This window comes from Streptomyces sp. NPDC046197 (assembly GCF_040646295.1).
Classification (GTDB): Bacteria; Actinomycetota; Actinomycetes; order Streptomycetales; family Streptomycetaceae; genus Streptomyces.
Genome location: NZ_JBEYZY010000030.1, coordinates 36,200 through 62,824, shown reverse-complemented (window position 1 = coordinate 62,824; position 26,625 = coordinate 36,200). Strand labels below are relative to the sequence as shown.

Below are 26,625 nucleotides of genomic sequence, written 5' to 3'. Positions count from 1 at the left end.
GCATGGTGGTGCTCCGAAGGAGAGGGGGGATCGGGCTGTGTCACGTCCGTCGCATCCGTCGCATGCCTGGTCAACACAGGTACGGAGACGTGGGCAGGTACGGAGCACTCCGTCCCGGCGACAGAGTCCGTCCCCGCGCTGACCTGCGCGGGGACGGATGCGACGGAGTGATACGGACCCCGGTGGGATCAGAGAGCGCGCTTCGGTCCGGCGGGGCCACCGGGCGGGCCGACAGGCAGCGTCCCCGCCGGGGCGGCGGGCGGCCTGCCCTGCGGCATGCGGGCGGGAGCGGCGCCGCGTTCGGGCTCGGGTGCCGCCTCGACGAGGTCGGGGCAGTTGCGGGCCCAGGCGTCCAGGAACCGGTTGCGCATGTACGCCTTGGCCTGCCTGCCCTTGTCGAACCGGTAGTTGGCCGGGCTGATGTTGAAGTCCCGCAGCAGGTTGCTCAGGTGGTACGCGTTCAGCCCTTTGGTGCCGTACTCCGCCCACGGGGCCTCAGCGTCCTGGAGCAGCGAGGCGACCAGATCCTGAGTGGCCAGGGCCTCGGGGTTGTCCGCCTGCGCGAAGATGCGGTGGATGTCGCGCAGGAGCCGCGTCTTCAGGCTGCTCTGCTCGTCCTGGGCCGCCTCGTGGCGGGTCATGGCCAAGCAGGCGGCACGAGCCTGGGCGGGCCACTGGCCGCCTGCCAGGTCGGCGATGATGACCAGCGGCTCCCAGGTGTCCGCCGCCCGGTCTTCTACCGGCATCTGCGGCACCATTCGGGCAGCCTGCCCGCGCAGGGGACCCAGCCAGGCGGTCAGCCGGTCACGCAGCGCGTTGAGTTCCGGCACCGAATACCGGGAGCGGAACGGGGTGACCTTTTCGCCCGGCTTACGCTTCTGCATCCGCAGAACGACCGCCCGATCCATGACCGTGTCCGGCAGGTCGCCAATACCCGCAATGGCAGCCATGGCGAAGGTGGGGAACGGGGTCGGTTTGTGATCCGGACCGGAGATTCGCCACGCGGGCCGGTTGCGCTGGTGCCCGGCATTCAGCAGGCCGCGCAGGATCTCACTGTCACCGCTCGCCTTGGGGCCGAAGATGGTGTCTGCCTCGTCCACCAGCAGGGTGGGAGGGTTCTTGCCGATGACCCGGAAGATGACCGCCGGGGAGGTGTTCACCGTCATCATCGGCTGGTACACGGTCTCGTGGAGCACGTCCAGAACCCGGGACTTGCCGCACCCCTTCGTCGGGCTCACCACCGCCAGACGCGGAGCATGCTGCAGAGCCGTCTGGATGTGCGTGGCCGCCACCCACAAGGTGACAGCGGTCAGCGCCTCCTCGTTGGGCAGTACCACGTACTTGCCGATCGCTGCCCGCAACTCGTCCAGCAGCGCGACCCCGTCAGCGGCTACCTGAGCACCGGCGCCTTCATGGCCGCTGGCGCGTGTCCCTCCATCGATGGCTGCGATCTCTTGTTGCTCGGCTCGCTCCATGGGGACGTCGGTCCCCGGCGACAGGTGACGGCCGCTGTCCCGGTCCCCACTGCGGTCCCCTGGTGCAACTCCAGAGTCTTGGGGACCGGTCCCCGTTGGCGCGCCAATGCCGCTGACCTGCACGTCTCCAACGGATGTGGGTATGGGGACCGTAGCTCGCGCCGACAGCGGAGCGGATGTATCGAGGGGACGGTCCCCTGATACCGCAGTAGCAGAATGCTCGTCCCCGCGGTGCCCGGGGACGCCTTGGCCGGGGACCGCGACCTCGGGCCAGCTGACCTTGGGGACCGTGTTCGGGTTGGTGGGGGACGTAGAGTCCTCCATAGACGTTCCTCTCAGACGAGGGGCAGGACGGGCAAGGTCCAGCCCCTCGTCGGCTTGTTCGTTCAGGGATGGGCGGTGTGCGGGGGACTCTCCGGCCTTCGGCGTTGGCCCGCCGAGGGCCGTTTCCGTGTCCCGGGCCTCTGGCGGCTCAGGAGGCCAGACCCCACTCGTCTCGGCCTTCGATCAGCGCCCGCTCGTAGCGCAGCAGCTCGGCCTCGGGGTACAGCACCCGCTTGCCGATCTTGATGCCGCGCGGCCCCTTCTCGATCTGGCGCCAGTAGCGGACGGTGCTCTCCGCTGTGCGGTAGCGCTCGGCGACCTCGGCGGTGGTCAGATATCGCATGCATTCCCAATCGACTAGGCGGCACTTCGTTCTGCATAGGTTGTACTCGACGATCGCCGGTTAGCCAAATCGGGAAGGTCGTGTTTCAATTGGGAAAGCAACGGTCAGGATGGAGGTTCGATGGCAGGCGACAAGGCCGACGGTGATGAGGTGCCGCTGCTCTACAGCGAAGGCAACATCGCCGCCCGGGTGGCGCTGGAGCGCGAGGTCAGGGGGTGGAGCACGATCGAGCTGGCGGACCGGGTGTCCAAGGCCGGCGTCAAGATGAACCAGACCGCGGTCTGGCGCATCGAGAACGGCACCCCACGTCGCCGTATCAACGTCGACGAGGCCCTCGCCTTCGCCCGCGTCTTCGAACTGCCCCTCGAAGAGCTGATGTCCCCGCCGTTGGAAGGGCTGGACCTCGACAGCAGACGGCTCGTCCAGGAAGCCGTCGAGGCGTACTACGAGACACGCGACGCCGAGGACAGGCTGCACCACGCCGTCGTCGGCATCGCCGAGTACATCCAGGCCCACCCCGACAGTTCACGGGCCATCCATGAGCAGTGCCTTCGCCTCATGGGCGACGAGCGCGACGCCCGCACCCTCACCGAGCACATCGAGGGCGGCGGCTACCACCGATAACCAACCCAAGGGAGAAGCCACTTGGCGAACATTCAGAAGCGCCCCAACGGCAAATGGCGGGCCCGCTACCGAGACCTCGACGGCAAGGAGCACGCCCGCCACTTCGACCGCAAGATCGACGCTCAGCGCTGGCTGGACGAGGTCACGGCCAGCATCGTGACCGGCCAATACGTCGACCCGCGCGCCGGACGGATCACCTTCGAGAAGTACGCGACGAAGTGGGAGGAGTCGCTCATCGCCAGCGAGGCGGGCGAGCGCATCACCGACAACGCGCTCCGGCTCCACCTCGTCCCGGCGCTCGGCTCCCGCGCCATGGCGGCGATACGCCGCAACGACCTCCAGGTGCTCTTCAAGAGCCTGTCCGAGCAACTCGGCCCCGGCAGTGTGCGCAACGTCTACGACGTCCTCGTACGCCTCATGACCGCGGCTGTCGAGGACAAGGTCATCGCCTCCAGTCCGTGCCGCCGGATCACCCTCCCGACCATGCCGGATGACGAGGTCACTCCGCCCACGGTCGCGCAGGTCGAGGCCATGGCCCGCGTGATGCCGCCGTACATTCGCGCGGCGATCGTCACGCTCGCCGGATCAGGCTTGCGAATAGGCGAGTTGCTCGGCCTCAAGGTCTCGGACGTCGACTTCAAGGCCGGCACCATCCGCGTCGAGCGCCAGCGCCTCCAGTCCGGGAAGATCGGTCCGCCGAAGACCGCCAAGTCCCGGCGCACGGTCCCGGTCGGCGAGGTCGTCACCGACGCACTCCTCACGCACCTTGCCGCACGCCCCTCCAAGGAGTGGCTGTTCACGATGGAGGAGGGCGAACCGCTCAACTACCGCCGCTGGAAGACCGAATGGAACTGCGCTCGTAAGGAGTTGCAGAAGGCGGAGAACGAGGCGGCCGAGCGCGAGGGCCGCAAGCCCGTCGAGCTGCCGCACATGGTGACCCACGACCTGCGCCACTTCTACGCCTCCGCCCTCATCGCCGGCGGAGCGAGCGTCAAGCAGGTCCAACTCGTCCTCGGCCACGCGTCCGCCGTCATCACGCTGCGGATCTACGCCCACCTCTGGCCGGGCGAAGAAGACCGCACCCGGACCGTCATGGACGCCGTTCTCGGCGGCCTGCGGACCGGGTGCGGACAGGTAGGCGATGCGACCCGCGAAACCGCAGGTCAAACGGCCTAGCCATAGATCAAGCCTTCTTGGTCTCCCAGAAGATCTTGTCGATCTGGGCGATGTAGTCCAGCGCCTTCTGGCCGGTGGCCGGGTCGGTGGAGGCCTTGGCCGCCGACAGGGCCTTGAGGGTGTCGTTCACCAGCTGGTGCAGCTCCGGGTACTTCTCGAAGTGCGGAGGCTTGAAGTAGTCGCTCCAGAGCACGGAGACGTGGTGCTTCGCGAGCTCGGCGCGCTGCTCCTTGATGACGGTGGCACGCGCCTGGAAGTGCGGGTCGTCGTTGCCGGCCATTTTCTCCTGGATGGCCTTCACCGACTCCGCCTCGATGCGGGCCTGGGCAGGGTCGTACACACCGCAGGGCAGGTCGCAGTGCGCGCTGACCTTGACCTTGGGGGCAAACAGGCGGGAAAGCATGGAGCATTCCTTCCTCGTGATCGTCTTCTCAGGTGGGACATTACTCCCTGCAAGACCTGTTTTCGCGAGTGCCCCCGTGGGCTTAGGACAAAAGTCCGGGGTGAGACTGAGACTGGTGGAGGAAGAACCGGGGAGGTGCCGGGTGATGCCGGAGCTGTCGCAGGAGACCGACCGCAGGGGGGCGGTGCTGCCCTTCGGGCTGGCCGAGGTGACCGGGCCGTCCATGGTGCCCACGCTGTACCACGGGGACCGGCTCGTGGTGCAGTACGGCGCCCGCGTCCGGCCGGGTGATGTGGTCGTCCTGCGCCATCCGTTCCAGCAGGACCTGCTTGTCGTCAAGCGTGCGGCGGAGCGGCGCGAGGGCGGCTGGTGGGTGCTCGGGGACAACACGTACGCGGGCGGCGACAGCACCGACTACGGGACCGTGCCGGAGGACCTGGTCCTGGGCAAGGTGTGGTTGCGCTACCGGCCGCGCAAGCCCGCTCAGCGCTCGCCGCTGGCGCTGGTGCGCTGGGCGGTGTCGGCCGCCAGGCCCGTGCTCACCGACCGGTCGGCCTCGAGGCGCTTGCGGGCGCGGTAGGCGGCCACGTTGGCGCGGGTCGCGCAGCGGTCGGAACAGTAACGCCGTGAGCGGTTGGTCGAGGTGTCGAGGTAGGCGTTGCGGCACGGCGCGGCCTGGCACAGGCCCAGCCGGTCGACGCCGTACTCGGTGAGGTGGAAGGCCAGACCCATCGCCGCGATGGCCGCGTACCCGGCGGTCGCGTTGGAGGGGTGGTCCGCCAGGTGCATGTGCCACAGCGGGCGGCCGTCCTCGTCGCGGTGGTCGTGCCCGGAGATCTGCGGGCTCACCGGGAACTCCAGCAGCAGCGAGTTCAGGAGGTCCACCGCGAGGGTCTCGTCGCCCTGGTCGGCAGCGTCGAAGACCGCGCGCAGCCGGCCCCGCACCGAGCGGAAACGCGTGACGTCGGCGTCGGTGGCGCGGCGGGCGGCCGTCGCGTTGGCGCCGAACAGGTCGCGGACGGCCTCGACCGAGGTCAGGTTGTCCTTGCCCCGGGCCGGCTCCTCGCTGTTGACGAGGCGGACGGCGTAATCCGAGTAATAGGCCAGTTCCACTTGTAGTCCTTACGGGGGCACTCTATGGTCATGGATGCGGTCGGGTAACAGCCGGTCGTGCTTCCAGGGTATTACGTGGCGTGCGTGAGGAAGGGCAACGATGACGGACACTACGGGCACGGAGACGGGCACGGGTGCGGACATCACCGCGGCGGGAGCCGACTGGCGGGCCTGGCAGGAGAGCTGGGACCGGCAGCAGGAGTGGTACATGCCCGACCGCGAGGAACGCTTCCGCGTCATGCTCGACATGGTGGAGGCCCTCGCCGGCACCGCGCCGCGCGTCCTCGACCTCGCCTGCGGCACCGGCAGCATCACCGCCCGGCTGCTGGCCCGCTTTCCCGGGGCCACCAGCACCGGCGTCGACCTCGACCCGGCGCTGCTCGCCATCGCCGAGGGCACCTTCGAGGGTGACGACCGCGTCTCCCTCGTCACCGCCGACCTGAAGAGCCCGGACTGGCCCGCGAAGCTGCCGTACGACTCCTACGACGCCGTCCTGACCGCCACGGCCCTGCACTGGCTGCACAGCGAACCCCTCGCGGTCCTCTACGGTCAGGTCGCGGAACTCGTCCGCGACGGCGGTGTCTTCATGAACGCGGACCACATGATCGACGAGACGACGCCGCGGATCAACGCGGCCGAGCGCGCCCAGCGGCACCTGCGTATGGATCAGGCCAAGCGCAGCGGCGCCCTCGGCTGGGCCGAGTGGTGGCAGCTGGCCGCAAAGGACCCGGTCCTGGCCGAGCCCACGGCCCGCCGCTTCGAGATCTACGGCGAACACGCCGACGGCGACATGCCGTCCCCCGGGTGGCACGCGCGCGTGCTGCGCGAGAAGGGCTTCGCCGAGGCGCGCCCGGTGTGGTGCTCGCCCTCCGACACGCTGCTGCTGGCGCTGAAGTAGGGCAACGGAGCCGGTTCGGCACGGGCGCAACGCCAAGGGGCGGTACGGGCGCAACGCCAAGGGGCGGTACGGGCCCAGCACGAAGGGGCGGTACGGGAGATCCGTACCGCCCCTTCGCCGCGTATCGCCTACAGGACCTTCGACAGGAACGACTGGGTGCGTTCGTGCTGCGGGTTCGTCAGGACCTCGCGCGGATGTCCGGACTCGACCACCACGCCCTCGTCCATGAAGACCAGGCTGTCGCCCACCTCGCGGGCGAAGCCCATCTCGTGGGTGACGACGACCATCGTCATGCCGGACTCGGCGAGGTCGCGCATGACGTCGAGGACGTCACCGACCAGCTCCGGGTCCAGTGCCGAGGTCGGCTCGTCGAACAGCATCAGCTTCGGATCCATGGCCAGGGCCCGGGCGATCGCCACGCGCTGCTGCTGGCCGCCGGAGAGCTGCGAGGGGTAGTGCCCCGCCCGGTCGGCCAGGCCGACGCGCTCCAGCAGCTGCATCGCCCGCTCCCTGGCCTGGCTCTTGCCCAGGCCCTTGACCTGCACCGGCGCCTCGATCACGTTCTCCAGCGCGGTCATGTGCGGGAACAGGTTGAAGCGCTGGAAGACCATGCCGATGTCCCGGCGCTTCATGGCGACCTCGCGGTCGCGCAGCTCGTAGAGCTTGTCGCCGTGCTGCCGGTACCCGACGAGCTCGCCGTCGACGTACAGACGGCCGGCGTTGATCTTCTCGAGGTGGTTGATGCACCGCAGAAACGTGCTCTTGCCGGAGCCGGAGGGGCCGATGAGGCAGAACACCTCTCCGGGCTTGACCTCCAGGTCGATGCCCTTGAGGACCTCGACCGGTCCGAAGGACTTGTGGACGCCCTCGGCCCTGACCATCGCGGCGGACGGGTCGGACGTGTCCTTCGGTGCGGAACCGTTCTTGGTGAGCTTGTCGGTCATGCCGTGACCTTCCTGCTGGAGAAGGTCGTCAGGTGTGCCCTGACCTTCTGCCACGGGGTGGGCGGCAGGCTGCGGCTGGAGCCGCGGGCGTAGTACCGCTCGATGTAGTACTGACCCACGCTCAGGACCGAGGTCATGATCAGGTACCAGGCCGCGGCGAGGAAGTACATCTCCACCGGGGCACCGGAGACCTGGCCGATGTCCTGGGCGTAGCGGAACAGCTCCGGATACTGGACGGCCGCGACGAGCGAGGTCGTCTTCAGCATGTTGATGACCTCGTTGCCGGTCGGCGGCACGATCACCCGCATGGCCTGCGGGATGATGATGCGGCGCAGGGTCTTGCCGTGGCTCATGCCCAGGGCGTGGGCGGCCTCGGTCTGGCCCTCGTCGACGGCGAGCAGGCCGGCGCGGCAGATCTCCGCCATGTACGCCGCCTCGTTCAGACCGAGGCCGAGCAGCGCCGTCAGCAGCGGCGTCATGAAGTTCGACCAGTAGTCCTTGTAGAACGGCATCAGGTTGATGTACTCGAAGACCAGGCCCAGGTTGAACCACAGGAACAGCTGGACCAGGACCGGGGTGCCGCGGAAGAACCAGATGTAGAACCAGGCGATGGACGAGGTCACCGGGTTCTTCGACAGACGCATCACCGCGAGGACGATGCCGCCGACGATGCCGATCAGCATCGACAGGACCGTCAGCAGAAGGGTCTTGCCGACGCCGGTCAGGATCCGGTCGTCGAAGAAGTAGTCCGGGACAGCGTGCCAGTTGATCTTGCCCTGGCCGAACGCGTAGATGATCGCGAAGAGTAGCGCGATGGCGATGACGGCGGAGACGTACCGCCCGTAGTGCCGGACCGGAATGGCCTTGATGGCCTCCGCGCCGGTCGGGGGTGTGTCCTTCGGCTCCGCCGTCTTGTCGATGTCAGTCACGGGTCTTGCCTCTCAGTGGCCGCTCGGGAGCGGTCACTTGCCACCGTTGACGACGGACTGCTTGATGGCGCCGTCCTGGGCGCCCCACTTCTGGAGGATCTTCTGGTACTCGCCGCTCTGGATGACCGCGTTCATCGCGGCCTGCAGCGCGTCACGCAGCTGCGTGTTGGTCTTGCCGACGGCGATGCCGTACGGCGCCGCCTCGACCTGGGCGCCGACGATCTGGAAGTCCTTGCCGCCGCCGGAGGTCTTCACCGCGTAGGCGGCGACGGGGAAGTCGGAGGAGGCCGCGTCCGCGCCGCCCGAACGCAGACGGGTCTGCGCCTGCTGGTTGTCGTCGAAGGCCTCGATGGTGAGCTTCTTTCCGCTCGGACACTTCTTGGCCTCGGCCTTGGCGAGGTCCTCCGAGATGGTCCCGCGCTCCAGGGCGATCTTCTTGCCGCACAGGTCGGACCAGCTGGTGATGCCCTTGGTGTCGCCCTTGCGCGTGTAGATCGACACACCCGCGGTCAGGTAGTCGACGAAGTCGACGCCCTCGCCGACCTTCTTGCCCGTGGTGGGGTCGACACCCTCCTGGCGGCTCTTGTTGTCCGTCATCGCCGACATGGCGACGTCGTAGCGGTTGGAGCGGATGCCGGTGAGCAGGGCGTCGAAGGTGCCGTTCTGGAAGTCGAACTTCACGCCGAGCTGCTTGCTCATCGCCGCGGCGAGATCCGGGTCCAGGCCGACGACCGTGCCGGAGTTGTCCTTGAACTCGACCGGCGCGTAGGAGATGTCGGATCCGACCCGGATGACGCCCTTGTCGCGGATCGACGCCGGGAGCTTGGCGGCCAGCGGGGCCGAGACGGCAGAGCTGCTGCCGGAGGACTTGTTCTTGTCCTTCGTCTGGTCACCGCAGCCGGTGAGAATCAGGGCGCCTGCGACCGCGATGGCACCGACCGCGGCGGTCCGGGAGTGCGCGGCGGTCGGGCGACGGGTGGAACGTGCGGTCATGGTGGGTTCCTCCGGCAGATGAGTGGAGTTAGCCGATGGGTCGACGAGAACACACACCGTTGGGTGTTGCGACCTCGTGTGATTGACCGCATCTTGCCATTCGGGCTACGCCATTCAGGGGACTCTCCATGTCAAAATCGGATAACGGGTGACCCCCGAACCCCTGAAGCCGAGCCGTCGGGGCCGGACCATCTGTGGGAATGTCTCCTTCGAGCCGGAAGATCTCCGGCACATCTCGGGTTGCGGCCGACTGCGACGAGGTTTTTGTTCATGCTCGACGCTTTGTCGAGCGATAGCCGAGAGCTTGTCCCCATATTGGGTCAAGTGTCGGTTCTCCGTCATGTGACCTTGGCGTTATGGACTCGTCGTCGGTGCCGTCGGTCCGGTAAGAAGGTTCTTTACACCCCTCATCCGGGGCTCAGGGCGCGTGTGCGGCGCGCCCGTCGCGTATGCGCCCGACACGATCACCGATCAGGGCCGTGCGCGGTCCCGCCCACCCCTCAACCAGGAGTGGCCACCCTCAAACCATGAACACTTAAGGGGTAAAACCAAGTGGCAGCGGAGATCGTCAATCCTCGCAGCGACAGCAATACGGACCAGGACGGCGGGGCCGAGCCCCTCGATTCCTTCGATCCGGCTTTTGCGCTGCACCGCGGCGGCAAGATGGCCGTGCAGGCCACCGTGCCCGTCCGTGACAAGGACGACCTGTCCCTGGCGTACACGCCCGGCGTCGCGCGGGTGTGCACCGCGATCGCGGAGCAGCCCGAGCTGGTGCACGACTACACGTGGAAGTCGTCCGTGGTCGCCGTCGTGACCGACGGTACGGCTGTGCTGGGGCTCGGTGACATCGGGCCCGAGGCCTCCCTTCCGGTGATGGAGGGGAAGGCGATTCTTTTCAAGCAGTTCGGAGGCGTCGACGCGGTTCCCATCGCGCTCGACTGCACGGGCGTCGACGAGATCGTCGAGACCGTGGTCCGGCTGGCCCCGTCCTTCGGCGGGGTGAACCTGGAGGACATCTCGGCGCCGCGATGCTTCGAGATCGAGCGGAAGCTGCAGGAGCGGCTGGACATCCCGGTCTTCCACGACGACCAGCACGGCACGGCCGTCGTGACGCTGGCGGCGCTGCGCAACGCCGCGCGGCTGAGCGGCCGGTCGATCGGCGACCTGCGAGCGGTCATCTCCGGCGCGGGGGCGGCCGGTGTCGCCATCGCGAAGATGCTGGTGGAGGCCGGCATCGGGGACGTCGCCGTGGCCGACCGCAAGGGCATCGTGTCGGCCGGCCGGGAGGACCTGACCCCGGTCAAGCGGGAGCTCGCCGGGTTCACCAACAAGGCGGGCATCGTCGGGACGCTGGAGGACGCGCTGGCCGGGGCCGACGTGTTCATCGGGGTTTCCGGCGGTACGGTCCCGGAGTCTGCGGTGGCGTCGATGGCCGAGGGGGCCTTCGTCTTCGCCATGGCCAACCCGAACCCCGAGGTGCACCCCGAGGTCGCGCACAAGTACGCGGCCGTGGTGGCGACCGGGCGGTCCGACTTCCCGAACCAGATCAACAACGTGCTGGCCTTCCCCGGGATCTTCGCCGGGGCGCTGCAGGTGCGGGCGTCGCGGATCACCGAGGGCATGAAGATCGCTGCGGCCGAGGCGCTGGCCGGGGTCGTCGGGGACGACCTCGCCGCGGACTACGTCATTCCGTCGCCGTTCGACGAGCGGGTGGCTCCGGCGGTGACGGCGGCGGTGGCCGCGGCCGCTCGCGCGGAGGGCGTTGCTCGCCGCTGACGTGAAGTGACCCGAATGGCCCCGCCCGGGTGGCGGGGCTTTTCGCTGCCCCAGGCCCCAGGCCCCAGGCCCCAGGCCCCAGGCCTCAGGACCCCGGTTTTCCGGGGCCGCGGGGCGCGGCCGGCCCCGGCCGACCGGCACCCCGTTGGCAAGAGGGCGTGTGTCACAGGCCGCCATGGTTCCGTCACGCGGGCAGCGCACCTATCGTCAAGGTCATGTTCGCTGTCTACGCCGCCCGAATCGACCGCGACCAGCCGCTGACCGGCCTTGAGTTGGGGGAGCGCCCAGCCCCGCAGGCCCGCCCCGGCTGGAGCACCGTCAACGTCAAGGCCGCCTCCCTGAACCACCACGACCTCTGGTCACTGAGGGGCGTCGGCCTGCCCGAGGACAAACTGCCCATGATCCTCGGCTGCGACGCCGCCGGCGTCGACGAGGACGGCAACGAGGTCGTCCTGCACTCCGTCATCGGCCAGACCGGGCACGGGGTCGGTCCCGGGGAGCCCCGTTCCATTCTCACCGAGCGTTACCAGGGCACCTTCGCCGAACAGGTCGCCGTGCCCACGTGGAACATCCTGCCCAAGCCCAAGGAGCTCTCCTTCGAGGAGGCCGCCTGCCTGCCCACGGCCTGGCTCACGGCGTACCGCATGCTCTTCACCAACGCCGGGGTGCGCCCGGGCGACTCGGTCCTCGTGCAGGGTGCCGGCGGCGGTGTCGCCACGGCCGCCATCGTGCTCGGCAAGGCGGCCGGCCTGCGTGTCTTCGCCACCAGCCGGGACGAGGCCAAACGCAAGCGGGCCGTGGACCTCGGTGCCGTCGAGGCGGTGGAGCCGGGAGCACGGCTGCCGCAGCGCGTGGACGCCGTCATCGAGACCGTCGGCGCGGCCACCTGGTCGCACTCGGTGAAGTCGCTGCGCCCGGGCGGCACCCTCGTCATCTCCGGCGCCACGAGCGGCGACCGGCCGACGCACGCCGAGCTGACCCGCATCTTCTTCCTGGAACTCAAGGTCGTCGGCTCGACGATGGGCACCAAGGACGAGCTGGAGGACCTGCTCTCCTTCTGTGCCGCCACGGGTGTTCGTCCCGTCATCGACGAGGTGCTCCCGCTCGACCGCGCCCGCGAGGGCTTCGAACGGCTGGAGTCGGGCGACCAGTTCGGCAAGATCGTGCTGACCAGCTCCTGATCCTCCCCAGTCCCTTGTCGGCGGGCCCGGACCGAATGTCCGGGCCCGCCGTGCTGTTTCGGCCGGCGCATCGCCCTTGATGTCAACCGTGATTGACAGTTGCCGGATTGTCAACGTAAGTTGACGTCATGACCGAAGCAACGGATCTCGCCGAGCGTGCGGGTGACCGCGATCCGAGAGTCGGGCTGCGGGCCGTCGCCGCGCTGCGGCGGCTGCTGGAACAGCTGGAGGCGGTACAGGTGCGCAGCGCGCGCAACCAGGGCTGGTCCTGGCAGGAGATCGCCGCCGAACTCGGTGTCAGCAGGCAGGCCGTACACAAGAAGTACGGGAGGCAGTGATGTTCGAACGATTCACCAAGGATGCCCGTGCCGTGGTCGAGGCCGCGGCCGGCTGCGCCGCGCGAGCCGGAACCGACCGGGTCGAGGAGTCGCACGTCCTGCTCGCCCTGCTCGACAGAGAGGGCAGCCGGGCGTTGTTCGCGCTGGCGGCGCTCGGCCTCACGCCGTCCCGGCGGCAGGCGGTGGCGCGGGACCTGGCCGAGGTCCGCCGCCGGGGCGGCCTCTCGCGGGCCGACACGGACGCCCTGTCCGGGCTGGGCATCGATGTGGCGGCGATCGTGTCGCGGGTCGAGGAGGCCCATGGGCAGGGGGCGCTGGCGAAGGGGAGGGCGGGTGGCCCCGGACGCTGGTCCGGGCGGCGGCCTTTCAGTCGCGGGGCGAAGGAACTGCTCACGGAGTCGCTCCGGGTCGCCCTCGGTCGCCGTGACCGGCACATCGGCGACGAGCACCTGCTGCTCGCCCTGACGGCCCGGCCGGGCGCGCCCGCCGAGGTCCTCGCCGATCATGGCGTCACGTACGAGTCGCTGACGCGCGTGCTGTACGGCGGGGGAGAGGCGCTGGCCGGCTGAGGGCGCCGCGGCGGCACCGGTTGCCCGCCCCGGCAGGCCGGTGCGCCCGGCGTGAGCCGAGTCTGCACCGGCCTGCCGGGTTCTGCTCCGCAGGCCTTCGGGGCGGGCCGCCGGGTCAGGCCGCCGGGCCGGGCCGTCGGGTCAGGCCTTCGGGGTGCGCAGTATCGCCCCGATGTGGGCCGCCGCCGTCGACAGGTGGCGGCGGGTGTCGCGGAGCTGGTCGGACGTGACGCCGTGGTCGCGGGCCGCGTCGCGGATGTCGTCCCGGAAGCGGTCGAGGAGCCGGTCCAGGTCACGGGCCGGGTCACCGGTGAGGTCCTCGTGCGCCCAGGCCGGTTCATAGCCGGCCGGGAAGTCCTTCGGGGTCTGCGAGTACTCGGCATCCGCCGCCGGACCGCCCTCGGCCGCCGTCCGCCCGAACCCGAGGTCCTTGCCGAACTCCTTGCCGAAGTCCTTTCCGAACTCGCCGAACTCCTTGGCCAGTTCGGTCAGACCCTCGCGCACTCCCGTCGGCCAGTCGCCGCGGGCGAAGTGGTCCTGCACCTGCTCCTGGACCCGCCGGGCGATGCGCTGCATCTCCTCCTGCGCCTGGGCGCGCGCCCGCTCCTGTGCCTCCTTGGCCTGGCGCCGGGCCCGCTCGGCCTCCTCGCGGGCCCGACGGCTCTCGTCCTTGGCACGCCGGGCCTGTTCCTTCCACTCCTGCTTGACGCGGCGCATCTCCTCCTTGGCGACGCGCCATGCCTCCCTGTCGTCGAGGCCGCCGTACTCCCCGGCCCCCGTCGTGCGGGTGCCTGTGCCCTGCCGCGCCTCGGAGGCCGCCGCACGCATCTCGCGCCGCAGGTCACCCGCCGCGCCGCGCACATCGGCCCGGATCTCGGCGGCGAGTTCGGCGACCGATTCACGGATCTCCAGCTCCAGGTCGGCCAGTTCGCCGCTGCGGTCGGCCAGTTCGGCCCGGCCCGCGTCCGTGATGGCGTACACCTTCCGGCCGCCCTCGGTGGTGTGGGTGACCAGCCCCTCGGCCTCCAGCTTGGCCAGCCGCGGGTAGACGGTGCCGGCCGACGGCGCGTACAGCCCCTGGAAGCGCTCCTCGAGGAGGCGGATCACCTCGTAACCGTGGCGCGGGGCTTCGTCGAGCAGCTTGAGCAGATACAGACGCAGACGGCCGTGGGCGAAGACGGGAGGCATGTCAGAGCACCTTCTTGTCGGTCGTACCGTCGGCCGGAGCACTGCCGGAGGGGCTGTCCGGACCGGATTCGGAATGGTCTTCCGAGTCCCATGGCTCGTCTTCCGCCGGGGGGCGCCGCAGCAGGGCGATCGAGCCGGAGACCGTGGTCGCCTTCAACCTGCCGTTGCCCGCGCCCAGTCGCCCCGTGATGCGCTTGGCGCCCCACTGCCCGCTGACCCGGAGGTCCTCGAAGGCGTTGGACACCGTCCCGCTCGCGGTGTTCGCCTCCACCTGTGCGTCCGCCGGGTGGGGCAGCCGGATGGCGATCTCGCCGGAGACGTTCGTCAAACTGATGTCGGTCGGGCGCCCCGCCGAGTTCAGGTCGACGATCATCGATCCGCTCACCGAGTCGGCCTTCACCGAGGAGCCGGCGCCGTCCACCACCGTCAGGTCGCCGGAGACCGAGTTGAACCGGAGGTCTCCCGAGAGCGCCTGCGCCTCCACGTTCCCCGAGACGGTGTCCGCCCGGACCGGGCCCGTGAGCCCCACCAGGGTGGTGTCCCCGGTGACTCCCTTCACCTCCGCGCGCCCGTCGATCCCGGAGACCATCGCGGCGGCGCCGACCACACCGAGCTCCACGCGTGTGCTCGCCGGAACCGCCAGCGACACCACCGCGCTGCGTCGCCAGCCCTTCCGGTCGAGCCACCGGAGGAAGCCCTTCCAGGGCAGGTCTTCGTACGCCACGGTGAGTGTGCCGCCCTGCTGGGTGACCACCAGCGGCGGTCCCTCGATCTCCGAGACCTCCAGGCGGGCGGAACCTTCGTCCGTGCCCACGACGTTCACCGTTCCGTTGACGGTGCGGACGTGGAGCTCGGTCACGGGCTCGTCGAAGGTGAGCTTCCTGGGCTCGCCGACGGACCACTCGGGCATGATGCAGACCTCCTGGGACGGACCGGACACGCGACTCGTCACGCCATATCGCGTCTTCAAGAAACACGATATATCGCGGTCACGGGAAGTCAAGACACCCGTTCAGGTGATCGCCCAGTGCCTCCGGGAAAACCGAAGGGCGCCCCGCATCGGGGCGCCCCGTCCAACGGCGATGCCCGCCGCTCGTGCCTGACGCTCGGGCCCGCCGCTCGTTCCGCGCTCGTGCCTGACGCTCGGGCCCGCCGCTCGTTCCGCGCTCGTGCCTGACGCTCGGGCCCGCCGCTCGTGCCGCGCTCGTGCCTGACGCTCGGGCCCGCCGCTCGTGCCGCGCTCGTCCTACTCGTCGTCCTCGTCGTCCTCGTCGTCCAGCCGGGCCAGCCAGGTCGCCAGTCGCTCCACCGGCACCTCGAAGTCGGGGTTCAGGTCGACGAAGGTCCGCAGCTGCTCGGCGAGCCACTCGAAGGTGACCTCCTCCTCGCCGCGCCGCTTCTCCAGCTCTTCGATGCCACGGTCCGTGAAGTACATGAGGTCAAGGATAGATGCGCGCAAACGGCCGGGCCGCACCCCCGAATCGGAGGTGCGGCCCGGTCACGCATGACCCGCGGGAGCGGTTACGCCTCGAACACCTCGCGCACCAGCTGCTCCTGCTCCGCCTGGTGCCGCTTGGCGGAACCCACGGCCGGGGACGAACCGTGCGGGCGGGAGATCCGGCGCAGGCGCTCGCCCGGCGGGATGTCCGCGCCGACCGCCAAGTCCAGGTGGTCGATCAGGTTGAGGGCGATGAAGGGCCAGGCGCCCTGGTTCGCCGGCTCCTCCTGGGCCCAGATGTACTTCTCGACGTTCGGGTACTTCCTGATCTCCGCCTGGAGCTCGGCACCCGGCAGCGGGTACAGGCGCTCGAGGCGGATGATCGCCGTGTCGGTGAGACCACGCTTCCTGCGCTCGGCCTCCAGGTCGTAGTAGACCTTGCCGGCGCAGAAGACGACCTTGCGGACCGCGGCCGGGTCGACCGACTCGTCGCCGATGACCGGGCGGAACTGGCCCGTGGTGAACTCCTCCGCCTTCGAGGCCGCGGCCTTCAGGCGCAGCATCGACTTCGGGGTGAAGACGACCAGCGGCTTGTGGTGCGGGTTGTGCACCTGCCACCGCAGGAGGTGGAAGTAGTTCGACGGCAGGGTCGGCATCGCGACCGTCATGTTGTTCTGCGCGCACAGCTGCAGGAAGCGCTCCGGGCGGGCCGAGGAGTGGTCCGGGCCCTGGCCCTCGTAGCCGTGCGGCAGGAGCAGTGTCACACCGCTCGTCTGGCCCCACTTCTGCTCGGCCGACGAGATGAACTCGTCCACGACCGTCTGGGCGCCGTTGACGAAGTCGCCGAACTGGGCCTCCCACATCACCAGCGCGTCCGGGCGGGCCAGCGAGTAGCCGTACTCGAAGCCCATCGCCGCGTACTCGCTGAGCAGCGAGTCGTAGACGTTGTAGCGGGCCTGGTCCTCGGACAGGTACAGCAGCGGCGTGTAGTCCTCGCCGGTCTCGCGGTCGATGATCACCGCGTGCCGCTGGCCGAAGGTGCCGCGGCGGGAGTCCTGGCCGGACAGGCGGACCGGGACGCCCTCAAGGAGCAGCGAGCCGATCGCCAGCGTCTCGCCCATGCCCCAGTCGATCGTGCCTTCCTCGACCATCGCCGCCCGGCGCTGCAGCTGCGGCAGCAGACGCGGGTGGACGGTGATGTGGTCGGGGATGTTGACCTGGGAGGCGGCGATCCGCTTGACGGTCTCGGTGGAGACGGCCGTCGGCACCGCGACCGGGAAGCCGTCCTGCGGCTCCTGGGTGTCCGAGGCGGCCGGCTGCGAGGTCGCCTCGCGGACCTCCGTGAAGACCTTCTCCAGCTGGCCCTGGTAGTCCTGCAGGGCCTGCTCGGCCTCCTCCAGGGTGATGTCACCGCGACCGATCAGGGACTCGGTGTACAGCTTGCGCACCGAGCGCTTCTTGTCGATCAGGTCGTACATCAGCGGCTGGGTGAAGGCCGGGTTGTCCGACTCGTTGTGACCGCGGCGGCGGTAGCAGATGAGGTCGATCACCACGTCCTTGTTGAACGCCTGGCGGAACTCGAACGCCAGCCGCGCGACCCGCACGACGGCCTCGGGGTCGTCGCCGTTCACGTGGAAGATCGGGGCCTCGATCATGCGGGCCACGTCCGTCGCGTACATCGAGGAGCGCGAGGACTCGGGGGCCGCGGTGAAGCCGACCTGGTTGTTGATGACGATGTGGACCGTGCCGCCGGTGCGGTAGCCGCGCAGCTGCGACATGTTCAGGGTCTCGGCCACCACGCCCTGGCCCGCGAAGGCCGCGTCGCCGTGGATCGCCACCGGCAGGACGGTGAAGTCCGTGCCGCCCTTGTTGATGATGTCCTGCTTGGCGCGGGAGACGCCCTCCAGGACCGGGTCCACGGCCTCCAGGTGCGACGGGTTGGCGACCAGGCTGACCTTGATCTGCTCGCCGTCCAGGCCGGTGAAGGTGCCCTCGGCGCCCAAGTGGTACTTCACGTCGCCGGAGCCGTGCATCGACTTCGGGTCGAGGTTGCCCTCGAACTCGCGGAAGATCTGCGCGTACGACTTGCCGACGATGTTGGCCAGCACGTTGAGGCGGCCGCGGTGGGCCATGCCGATGACGACCTCGTCCAGGCGGGACTCGGCGGCCGAGTCCAGCACCGCGTCGAGCAGCGGGATGACGGACTCGCCGCCCTCCAGCGAGAAGCGCTTCTGGCCGACGTACTTCGTCTGCAGGAAGGTCTCGAAGGCCTCCGCCGCGTTCAGGCGGCGCAGGATGCGCAGCTGCTCCTCGCGCTCCGGCTTGGAGTGCGCGCGCTCCACGCGGTCCTGGATCCACTTGCGCTGCTTGGGGTCCTGGATGTGCATGTACTCGATGCCGGTGGTGCGGCAGTACGAGTCGCGCAGCACGCCGAGGATGTCGCGCAGCTTCATCATCGACTTGCCGGCGAAGCCGCCGACGGCGAACTCGCGCTCCAGGTCCCACAGGGTGAGACCGTGCTCGACGATGTCCAGGTCGGGGTGCTTGCGCTGGCGGTACTCCAGCGGGTCGGTGTCGGCCATGACGTGGCCGCGGACCCGGTAGGAGTGGATCAGCTCGAAGACACGGGCGGCCTTGGTGACGTCGTCGTCGTGCGAGGCGTCGATGTCCTTGAGCCAGCGGACCGGCTCGTAGGGGATGCGCAGCGCCTCGAAGATCTCGTCGTAGAAGCGGTTCTCGCCGAGCAGCAGGTTGGCGACCTGGCGCAGGAACTCGCCGGAGGCGGCGCCCTGGATGACCCGGTGGTCGTAGGTCGACGTGAGCGTCATGACCTTGGAGACGCCGAGCTTGTTCAGGGTGTCCTGGGAGGTGCCCTGGAACTCCGCCGGGTAGTCCATGGAGCCGACGCCCATGATCACCGACTGGGTGGGCATCAGGCGCGGCACGGAGTGGACCGTGCCGAGGCCGCCGGGGTTGGTCAGGGAGGCCGTGACGCCGGTGAAGTCGTCCATCGTCAGCTTGCCGTCGCGGGCACGGCGGACGATGTCCTCGTAGGCCTGCCAGAACTCGAAGAAGTTCAGCGTCTCGGCCTTCTTGATGGCCGCGACGACCAGCTGGCGGTCGCCGTTGGGCTTCACCAGGTCGATGGCGAGACCGAGGTTGACGTGCTCCGGCTTGACCAGCGTCGGCTTGCCGTCCTTCTTGGCGTAGTGCCAGTTCATGGACGGCATCGCCTTGATGGCCTGGACCATCGCGTAGCCGATGATGTGCGTGAAGGAGATCTTCCCGCCGCGGGCCCGCTTGAGGTGGTTGTTGATGACGATGCGGTTGTCGAACAGCAGCTTCACCGGGACCGCGCGCACGGACGTGGCCGTGGGCAGCTCGAGGGAGGCGTCCATGTTCTTCGCGACCGCGGCCGACGGGCCGCGCAGCGTGACGAGCTCGGGGCCCTGCGGGGCCGAGGTGGCCGGCTCCGCCGGGGCGGCGGGCTTCGCGGGCGCCTGGGCCTGAGCGGCCGGCTTCGCCGGGGCCGGGGCCGGGGCGGCGGCCTGCGCCGGAGCGGCGGCGGCCTTCGGGGCGGCGGCGGCCGGCGCCGCGGGCCGGGCGGGCGCAGCCGGGGCGGCGGGCGCCGCCGGAGCCGTGGTGGTGGTCTCTGCGGCCCCCGCGGCCGCAGTACCCGCCGGAGCCGAGGACGTGGGGGCGCCCGGCTTGTAGTCGGCGAAGAAGTCCCACCAGGCGCGGTCTACCGAATTCGGGTCCTGGAGGTACTGCTGATAGATCTCGTCGACGAGCCACTCGTTGGGACCGAACGCGGCCGCGGGGTTCTTCCCGGCTTGGTCGGTGTCGGTCGTGGGGGCACCTCCCGGCCGAAGGCTGGGGGAGCTCGAGTTACTGGGGGACTGTGGCGACACGGCGGCAACCGCCCTCTTCCGCTTCACAAGGTGATGGACAGCGGGAATAAAGGCTACGCCTCCAAGACCGTGAAGGTCAGGTCGGGCCCGTCCTTCGTCGTGTAAGTCACATCGAAAGCTGTGTTTCGGGGCTTGAAATGGCGGGAAACAAGCGTAGTTCCGCTGTGGAAGGGAAGGTGTGAGCGGGGCCTGACCCTGGGAAGGTGCAGTCCCCTGCCTGATCACACGTGTCCGCCTGCGGGACCCTCGTGGATCTTGCGGTTCGAGATCGAACTTTACGTCAACTTGGCAGAGCCGGTAGCCCCGGAAGCGTGACCAGGATCCGGCAGCCGCGTTCGGATTCGGCCACACCGATCCGGCCACCGTGCAGATCCACCGCCCAGCGGGCGATCGCGAGGCCGAGGCCGGTGCCGCCGTCGCTGCCGGGACCGTGCGGCCGGCTCACCGCCCCGCGGTTGAAGCGCTCGAAGACCCGGTGCCACTCGGAACGGGGGATGCCGGGACCCTCGTCGAGGACCTCCAGCTCCAGGGACTCCGGCTGCGGCCCGCGCCGTGCCTTCACCGTCACGCGGCCGTGCGGCGGGCTGTGCTTGACCGCGTTGTCGATGAGGTTGGCGACCACCTGGTGGATGCGCTCCGGGTCGGCGTGCGCGCTCAGCTCGGGCGGGGAGACGTCCAGGTGCAGGTGCACGTCGGTACGCGTGTGGCTGCCGGAGCCGGAGGCGATGCCCGCGCGGGCGGAGGCGACCATGTTGGCCTCCTTCAGCACCCCCGACAGGTACGGCCAGACCTCGAACCGCCGCTTCTTCAGCGGTACGACGCCGTTGTCCAGGCGGGAGAGGTCCAGCAGCGTCTCGACCAGCCGGCCGAGCCGCTCGGTCTGCTTCAGGGCCGTGCGCATGGTCTCGGGGTCGGCCTCGGTGACCCCGTCGACGATGTTCTCCAGCACCGCGCGCAGGCCCGCGATGGGGGTGCGCAGCTCGTGCGAGACATTGGCCACGAGCTCCTTGCGCTGGCGGTCCTGGGCCTCCAGCTCGTCGGCCATGCGGTTGATCGTCTGCGCGAGGTCGCCCAGTTCGTCGCGGCGGTTCTCGCGTACCCGGCGCGTGTAGTCGCCGTGCGAGATGGAGCGGGCCACGGTGTTCATCTCGTCCAGCGGCGCGGTGAGCGAATGGGCCACGAACTGCGTAATGAGGAGTGTGGCGATCATCGAGAAGACCATGATGAAGCGCAGCTCGGTCTTGGTGTGCACCGCGATCATCGACAGACCCGTGGTGATCAGCACCGCGATGACGACCAGCGCGCCCAGCTTGGTCTTGATGGAGAACGGGCGCACGCCACCCCAGGGTTCCCCTGGCTCCCTCCGTGCGGCCGGCCCGTCGCTCATGGTGTCGGCGTCTCCAGCGCGTAGCCCACGCCGTGCACCGTGCGGATCCGCTCGGCGCCGATCTTCCGGCGCAGCGCCTTGATGTGGCTGTCGACGGTCCGGGTGCCGGAGGCGTCCGCCCAGTCCCACACCTCCGCGAGCAACTGCTCACGGGAGAGCACCGCGCGCGGGGTGTTGGCCAGGCACACCAGCAGGTCGAACTCCGTGGGCGTCAGGTGTACGTCCTCGGAGCGCACCCGCACCCGGCGCTGCGCGTGGTCGATCTCCAGCTCGCCCAGGCGCAGGATGCCCGAGCGCGGGGTGGACGCGGCGATCGCCGCCCGCTCCACGCGGCGCAGCAGCACATGGACGCGTGCCGCCAGCTCCCGCATCGAGAACGGCTTGGTCATGTAGTCGTCGGCGCCGACCCCGAGCCCGACCAGCATGTCGGTCTCGTCGTCCCGCGCGGTGAGCATCAGCACCGGCACCGGCCGCTGGGCCTGCACCCGGCGGCAGACCTCCAGGCCGTCGAAGCCGGGCAGCATAATGTCGAGGATCAGCAGGTCGGGCTGCCAGGCCTCGGCGGTGTCGACGGCGGCCGGGCCGTCGCCCGCGGTTTGCACGAGGAATCCCTCGGCGCGCAGGCGGGTGGCGATGGCGTCCACGATGGTCGGGTCGTCCTCGACCACCAGGACCCGGCGCTGTGCGCCCGGGGTCGCCGTCGTGCCGTTGTGCGAGGTGTGTGTCTGCTCCATCGCCCGCCCCTGAAGTGTGCTTTCCGGAATCCGTGGGGTGATCCCATGACTGCGATTGACGCTTGAATGATCCGCGTCAGAGAAGCAGAGTACGGGGAGTCACCGCGCCTTTGCTATCCAGGTCGGACGGCAAGGTGCACGACGTCCGGAACGCCCCGGGCAACGGGGATCTCTTCGGTGCGCACCTGCTGGAACCCGACATTCCGCAAGGTTCCTTCAAATTCCGGCGACGGCTGCGCCGACCATACGGCAAGCACCCCGCCGTTGCTCAACACGCTTGCGCAGCTTGCCAGTCCGGCCGGTTCGTACAGTCCGCCGTTGCCGTCGGTGACCGTCCAGGCAGGGCCGTTGTCGATGTCGAGGCACAGGGCGTCGAACGTGTCGGATGTCTCAATGACGTAGTCGATCAGGTCGGCTTCCACGATCTCGGTGCGCGGGTCGGCGAGCGCCTCGGCGGTCAGCTCGGCGAGGGGGCCGGTCCGGTGCCAGTCGATGACGGCGCTCTCGCGTTCGACGACCGTGATCCGTCCCCAGCGCGGGTCGGCCGCCGCGCGGGCCAGTGAGAAGCCGACGCCGAGGCCGCCGATCAGCACATGCGGCTCCGTCCGCCCGTCCAGCGCGCCGGCGGCCGCGTCGACGAGGACGCGCTCGGAGCGGCCGTCGGAGGTGTCCATCAGGAAGCAGCCGTTGACGATGATCTGCAGCAGCCCGCCGTGCCGGCGCAGCACGACCTCGCCGTGGGGTCCCTCGCGACGGTCCAGCACCACAGGAGTCTCGTACGAGGTGGTCATGGGGTCATCCTGCCCGAACGGGCCCGTACCGCCACGTGAATTACGGGTGACGGCCGGTCAGGTCGCGGGAACGTCCGGCCGTGTGCATCACCGGCGGGTCGAAGGATCGAATAGTTCATCTGTTCGCTCCGTGGGTGGATGTGCGCTGCCGAAGGTCAGAAAGTCCTGTGAATGCGTCTCCGCGTGGCGTCGGTCATAGACAGGGGCTCGTGTGGCACCAAGGGTGGGGCGGGACGGAAGGAGCGCCACACCGTGGAACGGACTGCGACGGCTGACGCCGCGGCCTCGTCGATGCCTTCGGGCCCGCCCCTTCCACCGGACGCGGATGCCCCTGCGCCCGCCGCTGCCGAGACGGCGGACGCGGTGCTCGGGGATCTCTCGCAGTTGCTGGACGGCATGCCGCAGCAGCGGGGGCGGGCGGCTGCCGCCGCGCCGGTCGCTCCGTCGGTTGTCGTGCCTGCGGCGTTGCCCGTCATTTCGCCGGTCGCCGCGTCTGCGGCTTCGCCGGTTGCCGTGCCTGCCACTTCGTCGGCTGTTTCGCCGGTCGCAGTGTCTGGCGCTTCGCATGTCGCTTCGTCGGCCGTTGCGCTCGTCGATCCGGCGGTCGCGCGGCCGTGGGGCGGGCGGTGGGCCGGGACCTCCCGCCTTCCCGGGCGGCTGAGCGGGCTCCGGCCCCGGCACCTGCTCCCCACCCCCGCCGGCACCCCGTTCACCTTCTGGTACGCGGCCCTGCTCTCGCTCACCTCGCTCGTGGCCCGGTACGCCGACCCCGCGCTGATGGACACCCTCTACCAGAGCTCCAGCACGGACGTCGCCCACCTGGTGCAGGCACCCCTGCTGGTGCTGCCCGCCAGCGCGCTGTGGATCGCGGGCGGGATCGCGTCGCCGTACAGCCTGTGCTTCCTGCTCGTACTCACCGCGCTGGAGCGCCGGACCGGCGGAGTGCGCACGGTCGGCGTGTTCCTGTTCGGGCATGTGCTGGCCACCCTCGCCACCGAGGTCCCCGTGGCGCTCGCGGTGCTCGCGGGCGGGCTGCCGGACAGCTCACTGCACCGCCTCGACTACGGCATCAGTTTCGGCGTCGCCTGCAGCATCGGCGCCCTGTCCGGCCTGCTCACACCCCGGCTGCGCTGGCCGCTGCTCGCCGCGTTCGTCGGGCTTGTCCTCAAAGACCTCCTCGTCGACGTCACGGACCCGCTGACCGGCTGGGGGCACCTCATCTCCGTGGGTCTCGGCGTGGCCACCTGGCCGGTGCTGCGCCGCCGCTGCCGCGCCCGCGTCCAGGACGGCCCGGACCCGGACACGTACCAGGAGCCGGCCCCCGCCTGAGCCGCCGTCGCTGCGGGACAGCCCCCGAAGGGACGGGCCGCCGGGGCACTCGCGGTGCCGCCCGGAACAAATGACGTGCGCCCATGGCTGTCGCTACCGGTGCGGCATTTCGTCCTGGTCCCCGCCCGATCGCTCAGAGCGAACGCATGCCGGGGAACAATCAAGAACTCCCAAGCATTGAGTCGGCATAGCTCAACTTGACTGCCGAAGGGGAGATCATGGCTGCTGAGTCCACGGCGTTCACACCGCTCACCCTGCCCGTGCTGCCGCTCGACGACGAGGTCGTGCTGCCCGGGATGGTGGTCCCGTTGGACCTGAGCGATTCCGAGGTGCGGGCGGCGGTGGAGGCCGCACAGGCCGCCGCCCGGGCAGAGCCGGGGAAGCCCAGGGTTCTGCTGGTGCCACGCGTCGAGGGGACGTACGCGAAGACCGGCGTCCTGAGCACGGTCGAGCAGGTCGGCCGGCTGGCCGACGGCGACCCGGGCGCCCTGATCCGCGGCCGCGGCCGCGTCCGGATCGGCGCCGGGACCACCGGCCCGGGTGCGGCGCTGTGGGTCGAGGGGACCATGATCGACGAGAGCGTGCCGGACCCGCTGCCCGGCCACGTCGCCGAACTCGTCAAGGAGTACAAGGCCCTCGCCACCAGCTGGCTGAAGAAGCGCGGCGCCTGGCAGGTCGTCGACCGCGTCCAGGCCATCGACGACGTGTCCGCGCTCGCCGACAACTCCGGCTACTCGCCGTTCCTCACCACGGAACAGAAGGTCGAGCTCCTGGAGACCGCCGACCCGGTGGCCCGCCTGAAGCTCGCCACCCAGCAACTGCGCGACCACCTCACCGAGCAGGACATCGCCGAGACCATCGCCAAGGACGTCCAGGAGGGCGTCGACAAGCAGCAGCGCGAGTTCCTGCTGCGCCGCCAGCTGGAGGCCGTCCGCAAGGAACTGCGCGAGCTGAACGGCGAGAACGGCGACGCGGAGGAGTCCGACGACTACCGCGTCCGTGTCGAGGCGGCCGACCTGCCCGAGAAGGTCCGCGAGGCGGCCCTGAAGGAGGTCGACAAGCTGGAGCGGGCCTCCGACCAGTCGCCCGAGGGCTCCTGGATCCGCGCCTGGCTGGACACGATCCTCGACATGCCGTGGAACGAGCGGACGGAGGATGCCTACGACATCCAGGGCGCCAAGGCGATCCTGGACGCCGAGCACGCGGGCCTGGAGGACGTGAAGGCGCGGATCACCGAGTACCTGGCGGTGCGCAAGCGGCGCACCGACCGCGGCCTCGGCGTGATCGGCGGGCGGCGCGGCGGTGCCGTGCTCGCGCTCGTCGGACCGCCCGGCGTCGGCAAGACCTCGCTCGGCGAGTCGGTGGCGCACGCCATGGGCCGCAAGTTCGTCCGCGTGGCGCTCGGCGGCGTCCGTGACGAGGCCGAGATCCGCGGCCACCGGCGTACGTACGTCGGCGCGCTGCCCGGCCGGATCGTGCGGGCCGTCAAGGAGGCCGGGTCCATGAACCCGGTCGTGCTCCTCGACGAGATCGACAAGGTCGGCTCCGACTTCCGCGGCGACCCGGCCGCGGCCCTGCTGGAGGTCCTGGACCCGGCGCAGAACCACACCTTCCGGGACCACTACCTGGAGGTCGAACTGGACCTGTCCGACGTCGTCTTCCTGGCGACGGCGAACGTCCTGGAGGCCATCCCGGAGGCGCTGGCCGACCGTATGGAGATCGTCCGTCTCGACGGGTACACCGAGGACGAGAAGATCGTCATCGCCCGTGACCACCTGCTCCCGCGCCAGCTGGAGCGGGCGGGCCTGCGCGAGGACGAGGTCACCATCGACGAGGGCGCGCTGCGCAAGCTGGCCGGCGAGTACACGCGCGAGGCGGGCGTGCGCACCCTGGAGCGGTCCATCGCGCGGCTGCTGCGCAAGGTGGCCGCCGAGCACGAGCTGGGTGAGCGGACGCTGCCGTTCACCGTCACGGACGGCGACCTGCGCGCCCTGATCGGCCGACCGCACCACGTGCCGGAGTCCGCGCAGGACCCGGCCGAGCGGCGCACGGCGGTCCCGGGCGTGGCGACCGGTCTCGCGGTCACCGGTGCGGGTGGCGACGTGCTGTTCGTCGAGGCTTCCCTGGCCGACCCGGAGACGGGCGCGGCGGGTCTGACGCTGACCGGTCAGCTGGGCGACGTGATGAAGGAGTCGGCGCAGATCGCGCTGAGCTTCCTGCGCAGCCACGGCGCCGAGCTGGAACTGCCGGTGGGTGACCTGAGGGACCGGGGCGTGCACATCCACTTCCCGGCGGGCGCGGTGCCGAAGGACGGCCCGAGCGCGGGCATCACGATGACGGCGGCGCTCGCGTCGCTGCTCTCCGGCCGCCTGGTCCGCACGGACGTGGCGATGACCGGCGAGGTGTCGCTGACCGGCCGGGTCCTGCCGATCGGCGGCGTGAAGCAGAAGCTGCTGGCCGCCCACCGCGCCGGGGTCACGACCGTCATCATCCCCAAGCGCAACGAGCCCGACCTGGACGACGTCCCGGCCGAGGTGCTGGACAAGCTCGACGTCCACGCCGTGACCGACGTCCGCCAGGTCCTGGAGCTGGCACTCGCACCGGCCACGAACGGTGCGGCGCCGGAGGTTCCGGTCGCGGCGTGACGGACGTGACCGGATGAGGGAAGGCCCGGGTCCCGTGAGGGAGACCCGGGCCTTCACCATGCGGGCTGCTTCACCATGCGGCTTTCACCGTGCCGGCTTCGCCATGCGTACGCCCG

Annotated in this window: 24 protein-coding genes; 10 read left to right on the top strand and 14 right to left on the bottom strand. The window is 69.9% G+C overall.

The genetic code is table 11. The features are described 5' to 3' along the window. Positions 1–188: 188 nt before the first annotated feature. Both AB0A61_RS31650 and AB0A61_RS31645 read right to left on the bottom strand, forming a co-directional pair. The gene (locus tag AB0A61_RS31650; RefSeq protein WP_361299890.1) at positions 189–1,475 is read right to left on the bottom strand and encodes a DUF3631 domain-containing protein; all 1,287 of its coding nucleotides are present in this window, start codon (positions 1,473–1,475) and stop codon (positions 189–191) included. A 472-nt stretch (positions 1,476–1,947) separates the two neighbouring features. Then, positions 1,948–2,142 (bottom strand): helix-turn-helix domain-containing protein, encoded by a 195-nt coding sequence (locus AB0A61_RS31645; RefSeq protein WP_019889361.1) that lies wholly within the window; start codon positions 2,140–2,142, stop codon positions 1,948–1,950. Positions 2,143–2,262: 120 nt separating this feature from the next. Between AB0A61_RS31645 and AB0A61_RS31640 the strand changes: the two genes are divergently transcribed. After that, the gene (locus AB0A61_RS31640) at positions 2,263–2,766 is read left to right on the top strand and encodes a helix-turn-helix transcriptional regulator (protein ID WP_361299887.1); all 504 of its coding nucleotides are present in this window, start codon (positions 2,263–2,265) and stop codon (positions 2,764–2,766) included. Between the two features lie 21 nt (positions 2,767–2,787). Continuing rightward, entirely contained in the window at positions 2,788–3,942 is a 1,155-nt protein-coding gene (locus AB0A61_RS31635; protein WP_361299884.1) for a site-specific integrase, read from the top strand. Between the two features lie 7 nt (positions 3,943–3,949). On the opposite strand, the gene sodN is transcribed toward AB0A61_RS31635, so the two are convergent. Then, a complete protein-coding gene (sodN, locus tag AB0A61_RS31630) occupies positions 3,950–4,345 on the bottom strand; it encodes a superoxide dismutase, Ni (RefSeq protein ID WP_109539088.1) in 396 nt (131 codons plus the stop codon). Between the two features lie 145 nt (positions 4,346–4,490). On the opposite strand from sodN, the gene sodX reads away from it, so the two are divergent. Continuing rightward, on the top strand, positions 4,491–4,925 hold the full coding sequence (gene sodX / locus AB0A61_RS31625; RefSeq protein WP_361299880.1) for a nickel-type superoxide dismutase maturation protease: 435 nt from the start codon (positions 4,491–4,493) through the stop codon (positions 4,923–4,925). Here the strand turns inward: sodX and AB0A61_RS31620 are convergent. Next, the gene (locus tag AB0A61_RS31620; protein ID WP_361299877.1) at positions 4,829–5,458 is read right to left on the bottom strand and encodes a CGNR zinc finger domain-containing protein; all 630 of its coding nucleotides are present in this window, start codon (positions 5,456–5,458) and stop codon (positions 4,829–4,831) included. The two genes, sodX and AB0A61_RS31620, sit on opposite strands and share 97 nt — an antisense overlap. Before the next feature lie 100 nt (positions 5,459–5,558). Here AB0A61_RS31620 and AB0A61_RS31615 point away from each other — a divergent pair, with 100 nt between their 5' ends. Further along, a complete protein-coding gene (locus AB0A61_RS31615; protein ID WP_361299874.1) occupies positions 5,559–6,356 on the top strand; it encodes a class I SAM-dependent methyltransferase in 798 nt (265 codons plus the stop codon). A 128-nt stretch (positions 6,357–6,484) separates the two neighbouring features. Here AB0A61_RS31615 and AB0A61_RS31610 read toward each other — a convergent pair whose 3' ends face one another. From AB0A61_RS31610 to AB0A61_RS31600, 3 genes are read right to left on the bottom strand one after another with little or no spacing between them, the layout of a single operon-like run. Next, positions 6,485–7,300 carry an amino acid ABC transporter ATP-binding protein gene (locus tag AB0A61_RS31610; protein ID WP_361299871.1) on the bottom strand — a complete coding sequence of 272 codons (816 nt, stop codon included), beginning with the start codon at positions 7,298–7,300 and terminating at the stop codon, positions 6,485–6,487. Beyond that, the gene (locus AB0A61_RS31605; RefSeq protein WP_361299868.1) at positions 7,297–8,229 is read right to left on the bottom strand and encodes an amino acid ABC transporter permease; all 933 of its coding nucleotides are present in this window, start codon (positions 8,227–8,229) and stop codon (positions 7,297–7,299) included. Before AB0A61_RS31605 ends, AB0A61_RS31610 begins: the two co-directional genes overlap by 4 nt. 33 nt (positions 8,230–8,262) lie before the next feature. Next, the gene (locus AB0A61_RS31600) at positions 8,263–9,222 is read right to left on the bottom strand and encodes an ABC transporter substrate-binding protein (RefSeq protein WP_361299865.1); all 960 of its coding nucleotides are present in this window, start codon (positions 9,220–9,222) and stop codon (positions 8,263–8,265) included. A gap of 552 nt (positions 9,223–9,774) precedes the next feature. Here AB0A61_RS31600 and AB0A61_RS31595 point away from each other — a divergent pair. From AB0A61_RS31595 to AB0A61_RS31580, 4 genes are all read left to right on the top strand, one after another. Further along, entirely contained in the window at positions 9,775–10,998 is a 1,224-nt protein-coding gene (locus tag AB0A61_RS31595) for an NADP-dependent malic enzyme (RefSeq protein ID WP_361299862.1), read from the top strand. 215 nt (positions 10,999–11,213) lie between these two features. Beyond that, a complete protein-coding gene (locus tag AB0A61_RS31590) occupies positions 11,214–12,179 on the top strand; it encodes a zinc-binding dehydrogenase (protein WP_361299859.1) in 966 nt (321 codons plus the stop codon). Positions 12,180–12,307: 128 nt separating this feature from the next. Then, positions 12,308–12,517, top strand: a complete 210-nt coding sequence (locus AB0A61_RS31585) for an HTH domain-containing protein (RefSeq protein WP_018571396.1) — start codon at positions 12,308–12,310, stop codon at positions 12,515–12,517. After that, positions 12,517–13,086: a Clp protease N-terminal domain-containing protein gene (locus AB0A61_RS31580; protein ID WP_361299856.1), complete on the top strand. Its 570-nt coding sequence runs from the start codon at positions 12,517–12,519 to the stop codon at positions 13,084–13,086. The genes AB0A61_RS31585 and AB0A61_RS31580 overlap by 1 nt, the downstream gene beginning before the upstream one ends. A 141-nt stretch (positions 13,087–13,227) precedes the next feature. Here the strand turns inward: AB0A61_RS31580 and AB0A61_RS31575 are convergent, their stop codons facing one another. The 7 genes from AB0A61_RS31575 to AB0A61_RS31545 form a co-directional block, all read right to left on the bottom strand. Beyond that, positions 13,228–14,274, bottom strand: coding sequence for a PadR family transcriptional regulator (locus AB0A61_RS31575; RefSeq protein ID WP_361299853.1), 1,047 nt, complete (start codon positions 14,272–14,274; stop codon positions 13,228–13,230). 1 nt (position 14,275) lies between these two features. Further along, positions 14,276–15,184 carry a DUF4097 family beta strand repeat-containing protein gene (locus tag AB0A61_RS31570; RefSeq protein WP_361299850.1) on the bottom strand — a complete coding sequence of 303 codons (909 nt, stop codon included), beginning with the start codon at positions 15,182–15,184 and terminating at the stop codon, positions 14,276–14,278. 336 nt (positions 15,185–15,520) lie between these two features. Then, complete coding sequence (locus tag AB0A61_RS31565; RefSeq protein WP_030597201.1) at positions 15,521–15,709, bottom strand: DUF6104 family protein; 189 nt, start codon at positions 15,707–15,709, stop codon at positions 15,521–15,523. An 86-nt stretch (positions 15,710–15,795) separates the two neighbouring features. Beyond that, positions 15,796–19,623 carry a multifunctional oxoglutarate decarboxylase/oxoglutarate dehydrogenase thiamine pyrophosphate-binding subunit/dihydrolipoyllysine-residue succinyltransferase subunit gene (locus tag AB0A61_RS31560; RefSeq protein ID WP_361299847.1) on the bottom strand — a complete coding sequence of 1,276 codons (3,828 nt, stop codon included), beginning with the start codon at positions 19,621–19,623 and terminating at the stop codon, positions 15,796–15,798. Between the two features lie 280 nt (positions 19,624–19,903). Then, entirely contained in the window at positions 19,904–21,010 is a 1,107-nt protein-coding gene (locus AB0A61_RS31555; protein WP_361299844.1) for an ATP-binding protein, read from the bottom strand. Continuing rightward, on the bottom strand, positions 21,007–21,744 hold the full coding sequence (locus AB0A61_RS31550; RefSeq protein ID WP_361299841.1) for a response regulator transcription factor: 738 nt from the start codon (positions 21,742–21,744) through the stop codon (positions 21,007–21,009). Before AB0A61_RS31550 ends, AB0A61_RS31555 begins: the two co-directional genes overlap by 4 nt. A gap of 113 nt (positions 21,745–21,857) precedes the next feature. Further along, on the bottom strand, positions 21,858–22,535 hold the full coding sequence (locus AB0A61_RS31545; protein ID WP_361299838.1) for a spermidine synthase: 678 nt from the start codon (positions 22,533–22,535) through the stop codon (positions 21,858–21,860). A gap of 396 nt (positions 22,536–22,931) precedes the next feature. On the opposite strand from AB0A61_RS31545, the gene AB0A61_RS31540 reads away from it, so the two are divergent. Both AB0A61_RS31540 and lon read left to right on the top strand, forming a co-directional pair. After that, a complete protein-coding gene (locus tag AB0A61_RS31540; protein ID WP_361299936.1) occupies positions 22,932–23,864 on the top strand; it encodes a rhomboid-like protein in 933 nt (310 codons plus the stop codon). Between the two features lie 218 nt (positions 23,865–24,082). Beyond that, positions 24,083–26,509: an endopeptidase La gene (gene lon, locus AB0A61_RS31535; RefSeq protein WP_361299835.1), complete on the top strand. Its 2,427-nt coding sequence runs from the start codon at positions 24,083–24,085 to the stop codon at positions 26,507–26,509. The last annotated feature ends 116 nt before the right edge of the window (positions 26,510–26,625 follow it).

What these genes read in the sequence shown, in the direction of transcription:
- AB0A61_RS31585 (WP_018571396.1), top strand. Translation starts at nt 12,308, where the DNA reads ATGACCGAAGCAACGGATCTCGCCGAGCGTGCGGGTGACCGCGATCCG.
- AB0A61_RS31540 (WP_361299936.1), top strand. Translation starts at nt 22,932, where the DNA reads ATGCCGCAGCAGCGGGGGCGGGCGGCTGCCGCCGCGCCGGTCGCTCCG.
- lon (WP_361299835.1), top strand. Translation starts at nt 24,083, where the DNA reads ATGGCTGCTGAGTCCACGGCGTTCACACCGCTCACCCTGCCCGTGCTG.
- AB0A61_RS31565 (WP_030597201.1), bottom strand. Translation starts at nt 15,709, where the DNA reads ATGTACTTCACGGACCGTGGCATCGAAGAGCTGGAGAAGCGGCGCGGC.
- AB0A61_RS31600 (WP_361299865.1), bottom strand. Translation starts at nt 9,222, where the DNA reads ATGACCGCACGTTCCACCCGTCGCCCGACCGCCGCGCACTCCCGGACC.
- AB0A61_RS31545 (WP_361299838.1), bottom strand. Translation starts at nt 22,535, where the DNA reads ATGACCACCTCGTACGAGACTCCTGTGGTGCTGGACCGTCGCGAGGGA.
- AB0A61_RS31575 (WP_361299853.1), bottom strand. Translation starts at nt 14,274, where the DNA reads ATGCCTCCCGTCTTCGCCCACGGCCGTCTGCGTCTGTATCTGCTCAAG.
- AB0A61_RS31580 (WP_361299856.1), top strand. Translation starts at nt 12,517, where the DNA reads ATGTTCGAACGATTCACCAAGGATGCCCGTGCCGTGGTCGAGGCCGCG.
- AB0A61_RS31555 (WP_361299844.1), bottom strand. Translation starts at nt 21,010, where the DNA reads ATGAGCGACGGGCCGGCCGCACGGAGGGAGCCAGGGGAACCCTGGGGT.
- AB0A61_RS31615 (WP_361299874.1), top strand. Translation starts at nt 5,559, where the DNA reads ATGACGGACACTACGGGCACGGAGACGGGCACGGGTGCGGACATCACC.
- sodX (WP_361299880.1), top strand. Translation starts at nt 4,491, where the DNA reads ATGCCGGAGCTGTCGCAGGAGACCGACCGCAGGGGGGCGGTGCTGCCC.
- AB0A61_RS31650 (WP_361299890.1), bottom strand. Translation starts at nt 1,475, where the DNA reads ATGGAGCGAGCCGAGCAACAAGAGATCGCAGCCATCGATGGAGGGACA.
- AB0A61_RS31550 (WP_361299841.1), bottom strand. Translation starts at nt 21,744, where the DNA reads ATGGAGCAGACACACACCTCGCACAACGGCACGACGGCGACCCCGGGC.
- AB0A61_RS31610 (WP_361299871.1), bottom strand. Translation starts at nt 7,300, where the DNA reads ATGACCGACAAGCTCACCAAGAACGGTTCCGCACCGAAGGACACGTCC.
- AB0A61_RS31645 (WP_019889361.1), bottom strand. Translation starts at nt 2,142, where the DNA reads ATGCGATATCTGACCACCGCCGAGGTCGCCGAGCGCTACCGCACAGCG.
- AB0A61_RS31590 (WP_361299859.1), top strand. Translation starts at nt 11,214, where the DNA reads ATGTTCGCTGTCTACGCCGCCCGAATCGACCGCGACCAGCCGCTGACC.
- AB0A61_RS31640 (WP_361299887.1), top strand. Translation starts at nt 2,263, where the DNA reads ATGGCAGGCGACAAGGCCGACGGTGATGAGGTGCCGCTGCTCTACAGC.
- sodN (WP_109539088.1), bottom strand. Translation starts at nt 4,345, where the DNA reads ATGCTTTCCCGCCTGTTTGCCCCCAAGGTCAAGGTCAGCGCGCACTGC.
- AB0A61_RS31570 (WP_361299850.1), bottom strand. Translation starts at nt 15,184, where the DNA reads ATGCCCGAGTGGTCCGTCGGCGAGCCCAGGAAGCTCACCTTCGACGAG.